The following is a 14,648-nucleotide window of genomic DNA, read 5'->3' on the forward strand; positions in this document are numbered from 1 at the left end:
TACAGGTGCGTTCAGTGGATCAGCGGATCAATCCGATCAACTGCAAATGCCACCAGAACGCATCATCCGGTCCCTTCCGGTACGGGGTGGACCGGGCCGGCCCCGGAGGTATCAGCCATGGCCCACGTCGGCGTCCCGCGCGGGACGGCCCGAAAGCGCCGCTCGGTCGCGCTCCTGGCGACAGGTGTGCTCACGATCCCGGTACTGGCGGGCTGCACCTCGGACAGCGAGGGCCCCGCCCCGGTGGCCGTCCCGCAGGACATCGCCCCGGCCTCCCGCGACCGGGTCGACGAGGGCTCCACCCTCACCTGGGCGATCGACGCGGTCCCCGCCACCCTCAACGCCTTCCAGGCGGACGCCGACAGCGCGACCGCGCGGATCACCGGCGCCCTCCTCCCCACCCTCTTCCCGATGGACGCGCGGGGGGAGCCCAGGCTCAACCCGAACTACCTGGAGTCGGCCGAGGTCATCGAGCAGGAGCCCAAGCAGGTCGTGCTCTACAAGCTCGACCAGCAGGCCGTCTGGAGCGACGGCCGGGAGATCGGCGCCCCGGACTTCGTCGCCCAGTGGCGCGCGCTGAGCGGCAAGGACTCCGCCTTCTGGACCGCGCGCAACGCGGGGTACGAGCGGATCGAGAAGATCGAGCGCGGCAAGGACGACCTCCAGGTCCGGGTCACGTTCGCGAAGCCCTACGCCGACTGGCGCTCGCTCTTCTCGCCGCTGTACCCGAAGGAGGTCACCGGCTCCCCGGGCACCTTCAACGACGGGGCGCGGACCACCCTCAAGAACACGGCGGGCCCCTTCCGGCTGCGCAGCGTGAGCAAGGCCAAGGGGACGGTCGTGCTCGACCGGAACCCGCGCTGGTGGGGCGACGAGGCCAAGCTCGAGTCCCTGGTCTTCCGAGCCGTCAGGACCGAGGACCGCACCGAGGCCCTGACCAAGGGCACGGTGGACGTCGCCGACATCGACCCGTCCGCCGCGAACAGCATCGCGCAGGCGGCCCGCTACCGGGGCGGGAACGGACAGCCCCCCGCCCACGGGCCGGGAGCCGACACCACCCCGGCCTCCGCCCTGCGCTCCTGGGCGCTGGCCCACGGCTCGGACGAGGAGGCCGCCGAGACGGCGCAGGCCGCCCGTGAGAAGAGCCGGGAGGCCATCGCCGTGTACGCGGCCGAGCAGAAGGAGCTGCGCGGTTTCGCCGTACGCAAGTCCCTGGAGCCCGCCTACACCCAGCTCGCGCTGAACGGTGAGTCCGGGCCGCTCTCCGACGACCGGGTACGCCGCGCCATCGCCCGCACCCTGGACCGGCAGGAGCTCGCCGACACGGTGCTGAAGCCGCTCGGACTGCCCGCGAAGCCGCCCGGCAGCCACCTCGCGCTGGCCGGGCAGCCCGCCTACAAGGACGGCAGCGGGGCGCTCGGCGACCGGGACACCAAGGAGGCGCAGGCGCTGCTGGCCGACGCGGGATGGACCGTGGGCGGGGCGATCCGCAAGACCGAGGACACCAAGGCGGGCAGCGAGGCCGAGAAGAAGGCGGCCACCGAGAAGAAGGCCGCCGAGGAGAAGGCCACCGACAAGAAGGAGGCCGAGGAGAAGGACGCGAAGGCGGCCGAGAAGGACGGGAAGGCCTCGCGCGAGGAGGGGTCGTACGTCGTCGGCGACGACAAGCCGGGCGAGCGCCCGGCCGGCGACGCCGAGGTCACCGCCCAGGACAAGCGTCCCGGTGGCGCCGCGGGCGCCTACGCCCCCGCGGGGACCGCGGCACCGGCCCCCGCCTCGGTCAAGGACCGGCTCGGCAAGGGCGGCAAGCCGCTGAGCCTCCGCTTCGTCCTGCCCTCGGGGCCCGGTTCGCAGTCGCTGCGCGCCGTCGGGGAGAAGATCGTCGCGATGCTGGACTCGATCGGCATCAGCACGCAGGTCACCAAGGTCGACGACGAGAGCTACTTCAAGGACCACATCGCGTCCGGCGCGTACGACCTGGCGCTGTACTCCTGGCCCGCCACCGCCTACCCGGCGACCGACGGCCGTCCGATCTTCGCCAAGCCGGAGCCCGCCACCGACGGGTCGCTGCTCGTCGAGCAGAACTACACCCGGGTCGGTTCGGACCACATCGACCAGCTCTTCGACCGGGCCGTCTCCGAGCTCGACACCAACGCGTCCAGGGACCTCCTGAAGCAGGCCGACGCACGGATCTGGGCCGCAGCCGGATCGATTCCGCTGTATCAGAGACCACAGCTGGTCGCCGTCGACAAGAAGCTGGCGAACATCGGCGCCTTCGGCTTCGCCACACCTCGTTACGAGGACATCGGCTTCACCGGTCGTGAAGCGGCAGGTTCCCCCGCGAATAGGAAGAAGTAGCAGGTCAAGGCCGTATTCAAAGCTCAGATACAGCTCAACTCCCTTGCCCGCCGGAGTCCCCGGCGGGCAAGGTGGTGTCCGCCCAGACCCGGGCCGCTCGTTGTCCCACACCCCTTGCCGTCCGGCCGCACACCGGCTGGACGATGACGTAATACCGGCTGAATATCGGCTGAATTGTGGCTGTGGCCGGGCTCTCAGGATCGGCCCGGGAAGCCCCGGACCCATCGGGCCCGTACCATTGGACTAGCCGTGGCGTGCCGCCCGGCGGGCGTACGAGGACTCGAGACCGACTGAGACGCCTGATCCCACGATCCGAGAGAAGCGCAAGCCACCCATGCCCACGCGCCACGACATCCGTAACGTAGCCATTGTCGCCCACGTCGACCACGGCAAGACCACGCTGGTCGACGCCATGCTCAAGCAGGCGGGCGCCTTCGCCGCGCACGCCGCCGAGAACCTCGACGAACGCATGATGGACTCGAACGACCTGGAGCGTGAGAAGGGCATCACGATCCTGGCCAAGAACACGGCCGTCAAGTACCACCCGAAGGATGGCGGCGACGTCATCACCATCAACATCATCGACACCCCCGGCCACGCCGACTTCGGTGGTGAGGTCGAGCGCGGCCTCTCGATGGTGGACGCGGTCGTGCTGCTCGTCGACGCGTCCGAGGGCCCGCTCCCGCAGACGCGTTTCGTGCTCCGCAAGGCGCTGACGGCCAAGCTGCCGGTCATCCTCTGCATCAACAAGACGGACCGCCCGGACTCCCGGATCGCCGAGGTCATCGACGAGACGTACGACCTCTTCCTGGACTTGGACGCCGACGAGGACCAGATCGAGTTCCCGATCGTCTACGCCTGTGCCCGTGACGGCGTCGCCTCGCTGACCAAGCCGGAGGACGGCAGCGTCCCGCCGGACAGCGACAGCCTGGAGCCGTTCTTCAGCACGATCCTCTCCGCGGTCCCGGCCCCGGAGTACGACGAGGACGCCCCGCTCCAGGCGCACGTCACCAACCTGGACGCCGACAACTTCCTCGGCCGTATCGCGCTCTGCCGTGTGGAGCAGGGCGAGCTGCGCAAGGGCCAGACCGTCGCGTGGATCAAGCGCGACGGCACGATGTCCAACGTCCGCATCACCGAGCTGCTGATGACCGAGGCGCTCACCCGCAAGCCCGCCGAGAAGGCCGGCCCGGGCGACATCTGCGCGATCGCCGGTATCCCGGACATCATGATCGGCGAGACCCTGGCCGACCCCGAGAACCCGATCGCGCTGCCGCTGATCACGGTCGACGAGCCGGCCATCTCGATGACGATCGGCGCGAACACCTCGCCGCTCGTCGGCAAGGGCGGCAAGGGCCACAAGGTCACCGCGCGTCAGATCAAGGACCGCCTCGACCGCGAGCTGATCGGTAACGTCTCGCTCCGCGTCCTGGAGACCGAGCGTCCCGACGCGTGGGAGGTCCAGGGCCGCGGTGAGCTCGCCCTGGCCATCCTGGTCGAGACCATGCGCCGTGAGGGCTTCGAGCTGACCGTCGGCAAGCCGGAGGTCGTCACCAAGCAGGTCGACGGCAAGACGCACGAGCCGATCGAGCGCATGACGATCGACTCGCCCGAGGAGCACCTCGGCGCCATCACGCAGCTCATGGCGACCCGTAAGGGCCGCATGGAGACGATGACGAACCACGGTTCGGGCTGGGTCCGCATGGAGTGGATCGTGCCGTCCCGCGGCCTCATCGGCTTCCGTACGGAGTTCCTGACGCAGACCCGCGGCACCGGCATCGCGCACTCCCTGTTCGAGGGCCACGAGCCGTGGTTCGGCGAGCTGCGCACGCGCCACAACGGTTCGCTGGTGGCCGACCGCTCGGGCGTCGTGACGCCGTTCGCGATGGTCAACCTCCAGGAGCGCGGTGTCATCTTCACCGAGGCCGGCACCGAGGTCTACGAGGGCATGATCATCGGCGAGAACTCGCGCGCCGACGACATGGACGTCAACATCACCAAGGAGAAGAAGCTCACCAACATGCGTGCGGCTTCCGCGGACACCACGGAGAACGTGGTGCCCGCCCGCAAGCTGTCGCTGGAGCAGTCCCTGGAGTTCTGCCGCGACGACGAGTGCATTGAGGTGACCCCGGAGACCGTGCGCATCCGCAAGGTCGTCCTGGACCAGAAGCAGCGCGGCCGCTCGGCCTCGCGCGCGAAGAACGGCTGACCTGACCGGACCGTCCGCTCCGGCCGACGAACCGTCAGTACGAGCCATTGACATGAGGCCCGGACCCCCGCAGACACTGTGGGGGTCCGGGCCTTTCGTCAACCCGTTTTTCTGACCGAGGTGTCCGGATATCGTGCGTCGCTCTCCGGAACATGTGTTAACGGTCCGTTTCGGGGGTGTCTGTCTGGGATCACTTTGTCCGGATTTCGGGCAACCATGGCTTCTCGATGTTGTCAAACCGAGACCCTTTAAGTGTGGTTTACAGCCCGGTGTTACTTAATAGTTGGCTCCATTGAGCTCGGGTCAATGGGTCGGCGCACTGTGGGGAGTGCGGACTCACGAGCACACTCGGGGCACTGAAAACGATCGCCGTCAGGGGTGTCGGTGGATCTCTCCAGTGCCCTTCTTGTAGTCAAAAGTGGACTCATGAGGAGGAAACCCATGCGCGGTGCCAAGAGCGCCAAGTGGGTCGCGGGAGCGGCAATCATCGCCCTGGCCGCGACTGCCTGTGGCGGCGGCAACGACGACGGCAGCGACTCGGCTTCGAAGGAGAAGGGCAAGCCCGCGGGCTACGTCTCCGTCGACGTCGGCGAGCCGCAGAAGCCGCTGATCCCGGCCGACACCAACGAGTCGCTCGGCAGCTATGTCATCCAGTCGCTGTTCACCCAGCTGCTGGAGTTCGACGGCGACGGCAACATCGTCTACACGAACGCGGAGTCCGTGAAGTCGGACGACAACAAGACGTGGACGGTCAAGCTCAAGCCCGGCTGGAAGTTCCACGACGGCACCCCGGTCACCGCTGAGTCCTACGTCAAGGCGTGGAACTGGTACGCGAACATCAAGAACAACCAGCAGAACGCCTTCTGGTTCGAGGACATCAAGGGCTACGCGGACGTCCACCCGGAGAAGGGTGACCCCAAGTCCCAGGAGATGTCCGGTCTGAAGGCGGTGGACGACACCACCTTCACGATCGAGCTGGACAAGCCGGTTCCGTACTTCGAGTACAAGCTCGGCTACTACACCTTCGCCCCGCTGCCCGAGGTGTTCTACAAGGACACCAAGGCGTTCGGCCAGGCGCCGGTCGGCAACGGTCCCTACGTCTTCGAGAAGTGGGACCACAAGAAGCTCATCCAGGTCAAGGCCAACCCTGACTACCAGGGTCCCAACAAGGCCAAGAACAAGGGCATCCTGTTCAAGAACTACGCGACCGTCGAGGCCGCGTACCAGGACCTGATCTCCGGCAACCTGGACATGATCCGCCAGATCGGCCCGAAGGACCTGCCGAAGTACAAGCAGGACCTCGGTGACCGCACGGTCGAGGAGCCCTACGCGGCCGTCCAGTCGCTGGTCCCGACCTTCTACTCGAAGACCTTCAAGGACATCGACCCGAAGGTCATCCAGGGTCTGTCGATGGGCATCGACCGCGCCACGATCACCAAGACCGTGCTCAACGGCACCCGCGAGCCCGCCACCAGCTTCACGCCTCCGGGCGTCGCCGGTAACCAGAAGCTGGACACGGACGTCTTCACGTTCGACCCGGCCAAGGCGAAGGCGCTCATCAAGGAAGGCGGCGGCGTTCCGGACAACAAGATCTGGATCCAGTACAACGCCGACGGCGGCCACAAGGAGTGGGTGACCGCGGTCTGCGAGTCGATCCGCAACGCGACCGGTGTCGACTGCGTGCCGGACGCCAAGCCGGACTTCCAGACCGACCTGGAAGCGCGTGACAACGACCAGGTCAAGTCGATGTACCGCGGTGGCTGGGTCGCCGACTACCCGCTGAACGTCAACTTCATGCGGGAGCTGTACGGCACGACCGCCGAGGCCAACAACGGCCGGTTCTCGGACAAGGAGGTCGACGCGGAGTTCAAGAAGGGCGACAACGCGGCTTCCCTGGACGAGGCGATCAAGGACTACCAGATCGCGGAGAAGCTCGTCCTCGAGAAGATGCCGGCGATCCCGCTCTGGAACTACAAGATCAACGGTGGCTACTCGAAGTCCGTCGACAACGTCGCGATCGACTTCCGTGGTGACTACGTCATGACCGACGTCACCGTGAAGTAACCACGCCTGAGGGCCCCACTCGGCCATCAGCCGCCCACACAGGCAGTAGGTCCCGGGGGCCGCGCTCCGTTATCCGGAGCGCGGTCCCTGGGCTGCATTACCCCTAATCGGAGGCAAACATGGGGCGTTATGTCGCGCGGCGACTGCTCCAGATGATCCCGGTCTTCCTCGGGTCGACCTTGCTGGTCTTCGCCATGATGTACGCGCTGCCCGGCGATCCCGTGCGCGCGCTCGCCGGCGAACAGACCGTCGACCCCGCGCAGATCGCGGCGATGAAGAAGGACCTCGGTCTGGATCTGCCACTCTGGCACCAGTACTGGAACTACCTCGTAGGCCTCTTCCAGGGCGACTTCGGTACCCAGATCGCCAGTGGGCGACCGGTGGCCGACATCATCTCGGAAGCGTTCCCGATCACGATCCGGCTGGCCCTGTTTGCCTTCCTGTTCACGGTGGTCGTCGGCATCTCCATGGGTGTCTTCGCCGGTCTGAAGGCCGACACCCTCCGCGACCGCGGACTGCTCATCCTGACGCTCCTGCTCATCTCGGTGCCGTCGTTCGTGCTGGGCTTCCTCGGCCAGTACCTCTTCGCCTTCCAGCTCGGCTGGGTCGAGCCCAACGTCAGCCTTGAAGCGAGCTCGAGCGAGCTGATCCTGCCTGCGGTCGTGCTCGGGTCCCTGTCGCTCGCGTACGTGGCGCGGCTGACCCGTACCTCGGTGGCGGAGAACCTCCGCTCCGACTACATGCGCACCGCCGTGGCCAAGGGACTCCCGCGCCGCCGCGTCATCGGCGTCCACCTGATGCGCAACTCGATGATCCCCGTGATCACCTTCCTCGGCACCGACCTCGGTGCCCTGCTCGGAGGTGCCGTGGTGACCGAGGGCATCTTCAACGTCAAGGGTGTCGGCTCCGCCGTCTTCGACGCGCTCCGGCACCGCGAAGGCGCCACGGTCGTCGGCATCGTGACGCTGATCGTCGTGGTGTACCTCGCCGCCAGTCTGATCGTCGACCTGCTCTACGCGGTCCTGGACCCGAGGATCCGGTATGCCTGAGACGCTCAAGGAAACCTCCGCGGACGCGTCCGCCCCGATCGCCGCCGTGCCGGCTCCCACCGCCGCGGTCGGCAAGCCCCGCAGCCTGTGGTCGGACGCCTGGCACGACCTGCGTCGCAGCCCCCTGTTCGTGGTGTCGGCGATCCTGATCGTCTTCCTGATGACGATGGCCGTCTTCCCCGGCCTGTTCACCGGCGCCGACCCGCGCTACGCGGACCTCGCCCACCACTACCTGCAGAAGCCCAGGTGGGGGAACTTCTTCCAGGAGGACTGGTTCGGGTACGACATCCAGGGGCGCTCGATCTACGCGCGTGTCGTCTACGGCGCCCGTGCCTCGATCACCGTCGCCGTGGTCGTCACGGTCCTCGTGACGGTCCTGGGCACCGTGGTCGGCATGCTCGCCGGTTACTTCGGCGGCTGGATCGACACGATCCTGTCCCGGGTCACCGACATCTTCTTCGGCGTCCCGTTCATCCTCGGCGCGATGGTCGTCCTGACCTCGTTCGAGGAGCGGCACATCTGGGTCGTCATCCTGGCCCTGGCCTTCCTCGGCTGGACCCAGATCGCCCGTGTCGCACGCGGCTCCGTCCTGACGATCAAGCAGGCCGACTACGTGATGGCGGCCAAGGCGCTCGGCGCCTCGACCAGCCGCATCCTGCTCCGGCACATCCTGCCCAACGCGATCGCCCCGGTGATCGTCGTCGCGACCATCGCGCTCGGCGGCTACATCTCGGCCGAGGCCACCCTGTCCTTCCTGGGCATCGGCCTCGCCGAGCCGACCGTGTCGTGGGGTGTCGACATCTCCTCCGGCCAGGAGCAGCTGCGCAACGCCGCGTTCGTGCTGATCATCCCGTCGGTCATGGTGTCCATCACGGTCCTGGCGTTCATCATGCTCGGCGATGCGGTACGCAACGCCCTCGATCCCAAGCTGCGCTGAGGGAGGCGTACATGACCATCATCGACAAGACGGCGGATGTTCCCGCTCCGCGGGGTTCCGACGACGCGAGCGGCCCGCTGCTCGAGGTCCGCGACCTCCATGTGGAGTTCCACACCCGCGACGGCGTCGCCAAGGCCGTCAACGGAGTCAACTACAGCGTCAGCGCGGGCGAGACCCTCGCCGTGCTCGGCGAGTCCGGTTCGGGCAAGTCCGTGACCGCTCAGGCGATCATGGGCATCCTGGACATGCCCCCGGGCAGCATCCCGAAGGGCGAGATCTTCTTCCGCGGCCAGGACATGCTCAAGATGTCCAACGAGGAGCGCCGGCAGATCCGCGGCCAGAAGATCGCGATGATCTTCCAGGACGCGCTCTCCTCGCTGAACCCGGTCCTCTCCGTGGGCTACCAGCTCGGCGAGATGTTCCGCGTGCACCAGGGCCTCTCCAAGAAGGAGGCCAAGGCCAAGGCCATCGGGCTGATGGACCGCGTGCGCATCCCGGCGGCCAAGGAGCGGGTCAACGACTACCCGCACATGTTCTCCGGCGGTATGCGCCAGCGCATCATGATCGCGATGGCGCTGGCGCTGGAGCCCGACCTGATCATCGCGGACGAGCCCACCACGGCGCTCGACGTGACCGTCCAGGCCCAGGTCATGGACCTCCTCGCGGAGCTCCAGCGCGACTTCAACATGGGCCTGATCCTCATCACGCACGACCTCGGTGTCGTCGCCGACGTCGCGGACAAGATCGCCGTGATGTACGCGGGCCGGATCGTCGAGACCGCTCCGGTCCACGAGATCTACAAGCGCCCCGCGCACCCCTACACCAAGGGCCTGCTGGAGTCGATCCCGCGCCTGGACCAGAAGGGCCAGGAGCTCTACGCGATCAAGGGCCTGCCGCCCAACCTGCTGCACGTGCCGTCCGGCTGCGCCTTCAACCCGCGCTGCACGATGGCGCAGGACATCTGCCGTACCGAGGTCCCGGCGCTGCGCCCGGTGACCGAGCAGGACGGTGCCGAGCTGGTCGGCCGCGGCAGCGCCTGCCACTTCTGGAAGGAGACGATCCATGGCTGAGCTCGACAAGAAGTCCGTGGACGCCACCCCGAACGTCACCGAAGTGGCGACGGTCAACGCGGCCAGCGAGACGGAGGCCGTGGCCGCCCTGGACACCCCGGTGTCGAGGGGCGAGCCGATCCTCCAGGTGCGCAACCTGGTCAAGCACTTCCCGCTGACCCAGGGCATCCTGTTCAAGAAGCAGGTCGGCGCGGTCAAGGCCGTGGACGGGATCTCGTTCGACCTCTACCAGGGCGAGACCCTCGGCATCGTGGGCGAGTCCGGCTGTGGCAAGTCCACGGTCGCCAAGCTCCTGATGACCCTGGAGCGGGCCACCGCCGGCGAGGTCTTCTACAAGGGCCAGGACATCACCAAGCTGTCCGGCCGTGCGCTGAAGGCCGTGCGCCGCAACATCCAGATGGTGTTCCAGGACCCGTACACCTCGCTCAACCCGCGTATGACGGTCGGCGACATCATCGGGGAGACCTTCGAGATCCACCCCGAGGCGGCTCCGAAGGGCGAGCGGCGCCGCAAGGTGCAGGACCTGCTCGACGTCGTCGGCCTGAACCCGGAGTACATCAACCGGTACCCGCACCAGTTCTCGGGCGGTCAGCGCCAGCGCATCGGGATCGCCCGCGGCCTCGCGCTGAACCCGGAGATCATCATCTGCGACGAGCCGGTCTCCGCGCTCGACGTGTCGGTGCAGGCCCAGGTCATCAACCTGATGGAGAAGCTCCAGGACGAGTTCAACCTCTCCTACCTCTTCATCGCGCACGACCTGTCGATCGTCCGGCACATCTCGGACCGGGTCGGCGTCATGTACCTCGGCAAGATGGCCGAGATCGGTACGGACACGCAGATCTACGACCACCCGACGCACCCCTACACCCAGGCGCTGCTGTCGGCGGTCCCGGTTCCGGACCCGGACGCCCGTGAGGGCCGCGAGCGGATCATCCTCGCCGGTGACGTCCCGTCGCCGGCGAACCCGCCGTCCGGCTGCCGCTTCCGTACGCGGTGCTGGAAGGCGCAGGACAAGTGCGCCACCGAGGTGCCGCTGCTGGCGATCCCCGAGCGCTTCAAGGCCTCGGAGACCCCGGCCGCGCACGAGTCGGCGTGCCACTTCGCCGAGGAGAAGGACGTCGTCCACGCGGCGTAGCCCGATCGGTCCGACGAGGACGCCCGGCCCCCGAGTGGGGGCCGGGCGTCCTCGCGTTCGCGGCCCCGTACGGCGGACGAAGACATGCGACGCAGTGTCATATGAGGTGATATGAGGCATTGAGCCACTCAAGGGAACCCTAGGAGGCACTCCATGCGCGGAGCCACACAGGCCAGGTGGGCCGTATGCGCCGTCGCTGTCGCCCTGACGGCCACGGCCTGCGGCGGCGGGGACAGCGGTGGCGGCGGTGGTGCCGACGGGATCGTGAGCTCGTCCTGGGGGGACCCGCAGAATCCGCTGGAGCCCGCGAACACCAACGAGGTGCAGGGCGGCAAGGTCCTCGACATGGTCTTCCGCGGGCTCGTGCGCTACGACCCCAAGACCGGCGAGGCCAAGAACGAGATCGCCGAGAAGATCGAGTCGAAGGACTCCCAGAACTTCACGATCACGATCAAGGACAACTGGACCTTCAGCAACGGCGAGAAGATCACCGCCAAGTCGTTCGTCGATGCCTGGAACTACGGCGCCGCCCTCAAGAACAACCAGAAGAACGCGTACTTCTTCCAGTACATCGACGGCTACGACAAGGTCCACCCCGAGTCGGGCTCGGCCTCCGCCGGCACGCTCTCCGGGCTCAAGGTCGTCAACGGCACGACCTTCACGGCCAAGCTGTCGCAGAAGTTCTCGCTCTGGCCGGACACCCTCGGCTACGCGGCCTTCGTACCGCTGCCCAAGGCCTTCTACGACGACCACGACGCCTGGCTCTCCAAGCCCGTCGGCAACGGGCCCTACACCATCGACCAGTACGCCAAGGGTTCGTCGATGAGCCTGCGCAGGTGGGACGACTACCCGGGTGCGGACAAGGCGCAGAACGGCGGCATCGACCTCAAGGTCTACACCGACAACAACACCGCCTACACCGACCTGACGGCGGGCAACCTCGACCTCGTCGACGACGTGCCCGCCGCGCAGCTCAAGAACGTCTCGTCGGACCTGGGCGACCGGTACATCAACACCCCCGCCGGCATCATCCAGACCCTCGCCTTCCCGTTCTACGAGAAGGCCTGGGACACCCCCGGAGCGATCAAGGTCCGCCAGGGCCTGTCGATGGCGATCAACCGTGACCAGATCACCAGCCAGATCTTCCAGAAGACGCGCACCCCCGCCTCCGACTGGACCTCGCCGGTCCTCGGCGAGGAGGGCGGCTTCAAGAAGGGCCTCTGCGGCCCGTCGTGCGAGTACGACAAGGCGCAGGCCAAGAAGCTGATCCAGGAGGGCGGCGGCATCCCCGGCGGCCAGCTCAAGATCTCGTACAACGCCGACACCGGCTCCCACAAGGAGTGGGTCGACGCGGTCTGCAACAGCATCAACAACGTCATGGGCAACAACAAGGCGTGCGTCGGCGGGCCCGTCGGCACCTTCGCCGACTTCCGCAGCCAGGTCTCCACCCAGAAGCTGACCGGTGCCTGGCGCGCCGGCTGGCAGATGGACTACCCGCTGATCCAGAACTTCCTCCAGCCGCTCTACTACACCAACGCCCCGTCCAACGACGGCAAGTGGAGCGACAAGAAGTTCGACGACCTGGTCGACAAGGCCAACGGGGAGAGCGACAAGGCGACGGCCGTGACCACCTTCCAGGACGCGGAGAAGGTCCTCGTCGAGCAGATGCCCGTCATCCCGCTCTGGTACCAGAACGGCAGCGCCGGCTACTCGGACCGGGTCGAGAACGTCTCGCTGAACCCCTTCAGCGTCCCCGTGTACGACCAGATCAAGGTCAAGTGACCCGCTGAAGCCGGGTGGCCGTGCGGGACACCGCACCGGCCGCCCGGCTTTCCGGTCCTCCGCCCGTTCGCCTGAGAGGTGTCCAGCCGGCCGTGCCGGGAGGACATCCCTAGACCCCCGGAGCCCTCATGGGACGTTATGTGATCCGGCGGCTGCTGCAGATGATCCCCGTCTTCTTCGGCACCACGCTGCTGATCTTCCTCATGGTGAACGTGATGGGCGACCCCATCGCGGGTCTCTGCGGCGACCGCCAGTGCGACCCCGCGACCGCCGCCCAGCTGCGCACCGAGTTCGGCCTCGACAAGCCGGTGTGGCAGCAGTACCTGACCTACATGGGCAACATCTTCACCGGTGACTTCGGCACGGCCTTCAACGGCCAGAAGGTCACCGAGCTGATGGCCACGGCCTTCCCCATCACCATCCGGCTCACCGTCGTCGCGATCGTCTTCGAGATCGTCATCGGCATCAGCCTCGGCGTCGTCACCGGCCTGCGCCGCGGGCGGCCCGTCGACACCGTGGTGCTCATCCTGACCCTGGTCGTCATCGCCGTACCGACGTTCGTCACCGGCCTGCTGCTCCAGCTCCTCCTCGGCGTGGAGTGGGGCATCATCAAGCCCTCCGTCTCCTCGGAGGCGCCCGTCGACGAACTCATCGTGCCCGGACTCGTCCTGGCCTCCGTCTCCCTGGCCTACGTCACCCGGCTCACCCGGACCTCGATCGCGGAGAACGCCCGCGCCGACTACGTCCGCACCGCCGTGGCCAAGGGCCTCCCCAGGCGCCGGGTGGTGGTGCGGCACCTGCTGCGCAACTCCCTCATCCCCGTCGTCACCTTCATCGGTACCGACGTGGGCGCCCTGATGGGCGGGGCGATCGTCACCGAGCGCATCTTCAACATCCACGGGGTCGGCTACCAGCTCTACCAGGGCATCCTGCGCCAGAACTCCCAGACCGTCGTCGGCTTCGTCACCGTCCTGGTCCTCGTCTTCCTGGCCGCCAACCTGATCGTCGACCTCCTGTACGCCGTACTCGACCCGAGGATCCGCTATGCCTGAGCAGAAGCCGTGGGACGACGCGACGGGCAGCGGAGCCATCTCGGGGGCCGGCGCCGGCGGGGGGATGGACCTCGCGATGGACGAGGGCGCCACGCTGGAGAAGACGCCCGGCGGCCCCGAGGGCACCGGGCCCGCCGGCAAACCGCGCAGCCTCTGGTCCGACGCCTGGCGCGACCTGCGCCGCAACCCGGTCTTCATCATCTCCGGGCTGGTCATCCTCTTCCTGGTGATCATCTCGATCTGGCCGTCCCTGATCGCGGACCAGGACCCGCTCGACTGCGACCTCGCCAAGGCCCAGGAGGGGTCCCAGCCCGGCCACCCCTTCGGCTTCGACGGACAGGGCTGCGACGTCTACACACGCACCGTCTACGGAGCGCGGACCTCCGTCGCCGTCGGCGTCCTGTCCACCGTCGGCGTCTCGCTGCTCGGCGGTGTCCTCGGCGGCCTCGCCGGATTCTTCGGCGGCAAGTGGGACGCCGTGCTGTCCCGCGTCACGGACGTCTTCTTCGGCATCCCGGTGGTCCTCGGCGGACTGGTCTTCCTCTCCGTCGTCACCAGCTCCACCATCTGGCCCGTGATCGGCTTCATCGTCCTGCTGGGCTGGCCCCAGATCGCGCGCATCGCGCGCGGCTCCGTCATCACCGCCAAACAGAACGACTACGTCCAGGCGGCCAGGGCGCTGGGAGCCTCCAACTCACGGATGATGCTGCGCCACATCATGCCCAACGCCATCGCGCCGGTGATCGTCGTCGCCACCATCGCCCTGGGGACGTACATCTCGCTGGAGGCGACCCTCTCGTACCTGGGCGTCGGCCTGAAACCGCCGGCCGTCTCCTGGGGCATCGACATCTCCGCCGCCTCCCAGTACGTCCGCAACGCGCCGCACATGCTGCTCTGGCCCGCGGGGGCACTGGCCGTCACCGTGCTCGCCTTCATCATGCTCGGCGACGCGGTGCGCGACGCCCTCGACCCCAAGCTGCGCTGAGGAGCCC

At 67.5% G+C, this 14,648-nt stretch carries 10 protein-coding genes; all 10 read left to right on the forward strand.

What is annotated here, in order from left to right; all coding sequences use genetic code 11:
• The first annotated feature begins 117 nt into the window (after window positions 1–117).
• Window positions 118–2,358, forward strand: coding sequence for an ABC transporter family substrate-binding protein (locus OG488_RS24540; protein ID WP_329232498.1), 2,241 nt, complete (start codon window positions 118–120; stop codon window positions 2,356–2,358).
• Window positions 2,359–2,692: 334 nt separating this feature from the next.
• Complete coding sequence (typA, locus tag OG488_RS24545; RefSeq protein WP_329232499.1) at window positions 2,693–4,567, forward strand: translational GTPase TypA; 1,875 nt, start codon at window positions 2,693–2,695, stop codon at window positions 4,565–4,567.
• Between the two features lie 441 nt (window positions 4,568–5,008).
• Window positions 5,009–6,631 (forward strand): peptide ABC transporter substrate-binding protein, encoded by a 1,623-nt coding sequence (locus OG488_RS24550; protein WP_329232501.1) that lies wholly within the window; start codon window positions 5,009–5,011, stop codon window positions 6,629–6,631.
• 119 nt (window positions 6,632–6,750) lie between these two features.
• Window positions 6,751–7,680, forward strand: a complete 930-nt coding sequence (locus OG488_RS24555) for an ABC transporter permease (RefSeq protein ID WP_329232503.1) — start codon at window positions 6,751–6,753, stop codon at window positions 7,678–7,680.
• Complete coding sequence (locus OG488_RS24560) at window positions 7,673–8,617, forward strand: ABC transporter permease (RefSeq protein WP_329232505.1); 945 nt, start codon at window positions 7,673–7,675, stop codon at window positions 8,615–8,617. The genes OG488_RS24555 and OG488_RS24560 overlap by 8 nt, the downstream gene beginning before the upstream one ends.
• Window positions 8,618–8,628: 11 nt before the next feature.
• Window positions 8,629–9,687: an ABC transporter ATP-binding protein gene (locus OG488_RS24565; protein WP_329232507.1), complete on the forward strand. Its 1,059-nt coding sequence runs from the start codon at window positions 8,629–8,631 to the stop codon at window positions 9,685–9,687.
• The gene (locus tag OG488_RS24570) at window positions 9,680–10,822 is read left to right on the forward strand and encodes an ABC transporter ATP-binding protein (RefSeq protein ID WP_329232509.1); all 1,143 of its coding nucleotides are present in this window, start codon (window positions 9,680–9,682) and stop codon (window positions 10,820–10,822) included. Before OG488_RS24565 ends, OG488_RS24570 begins: the two co-directional genes overlap by 8 nt.
• Before the next feature lie 153 nt (window positions 10,823–10,975).
• A complete protein-coding gene (locus tag OG488_RS24575) occupies window positions 10,976–12,604 on the forward strand; it encodes a peptide ABC transporter substrate-binding protein (RefSeq protein ID WP_329232511.1) in 1,629 nt (542 codons plus the stop codon).
• Window positions 12,605–12,732: 128 nt separating this feature from the next.
• Window positions 12,733–13,656 (forward strand): ABC transporter permease, encoded by a 924-nt coding sequence (locus OG488_RS24580; protein ID WP_203182282.1) that lies wholly within the window; start codon window positions 12,733–12,735, stop codon window positions 13,654–13,656.
• On the forward strand, window positions 13,649–14,641 hold the full coding sequence (locus tag OG488_RS24585) for an ABC transporter permease (protein ID WP_329232514.1): 993 nt from the start codon (window positions 13,649–13,651) through the stop codon (window positions 14,639–14,641). The genes OG488_RS24580 and OG488_RS24585 overlap by 8 nt, the downstream gene beginning before the upstream one ends.
• Window positions 14,642–14,648 lie beyond the last annotated feature (7 nt).

The sequence above is a fragment of the Streptomyces sp. NBC_01460 genome (assembly GCF_036227405.1).
In the GTDB taxonomy this organism is placed as follows: domain Bacteria; phylum Actinomycetota; class Actinomycetes; order Streptomycetales; family Streptomycetaceae; genus Streptomyces.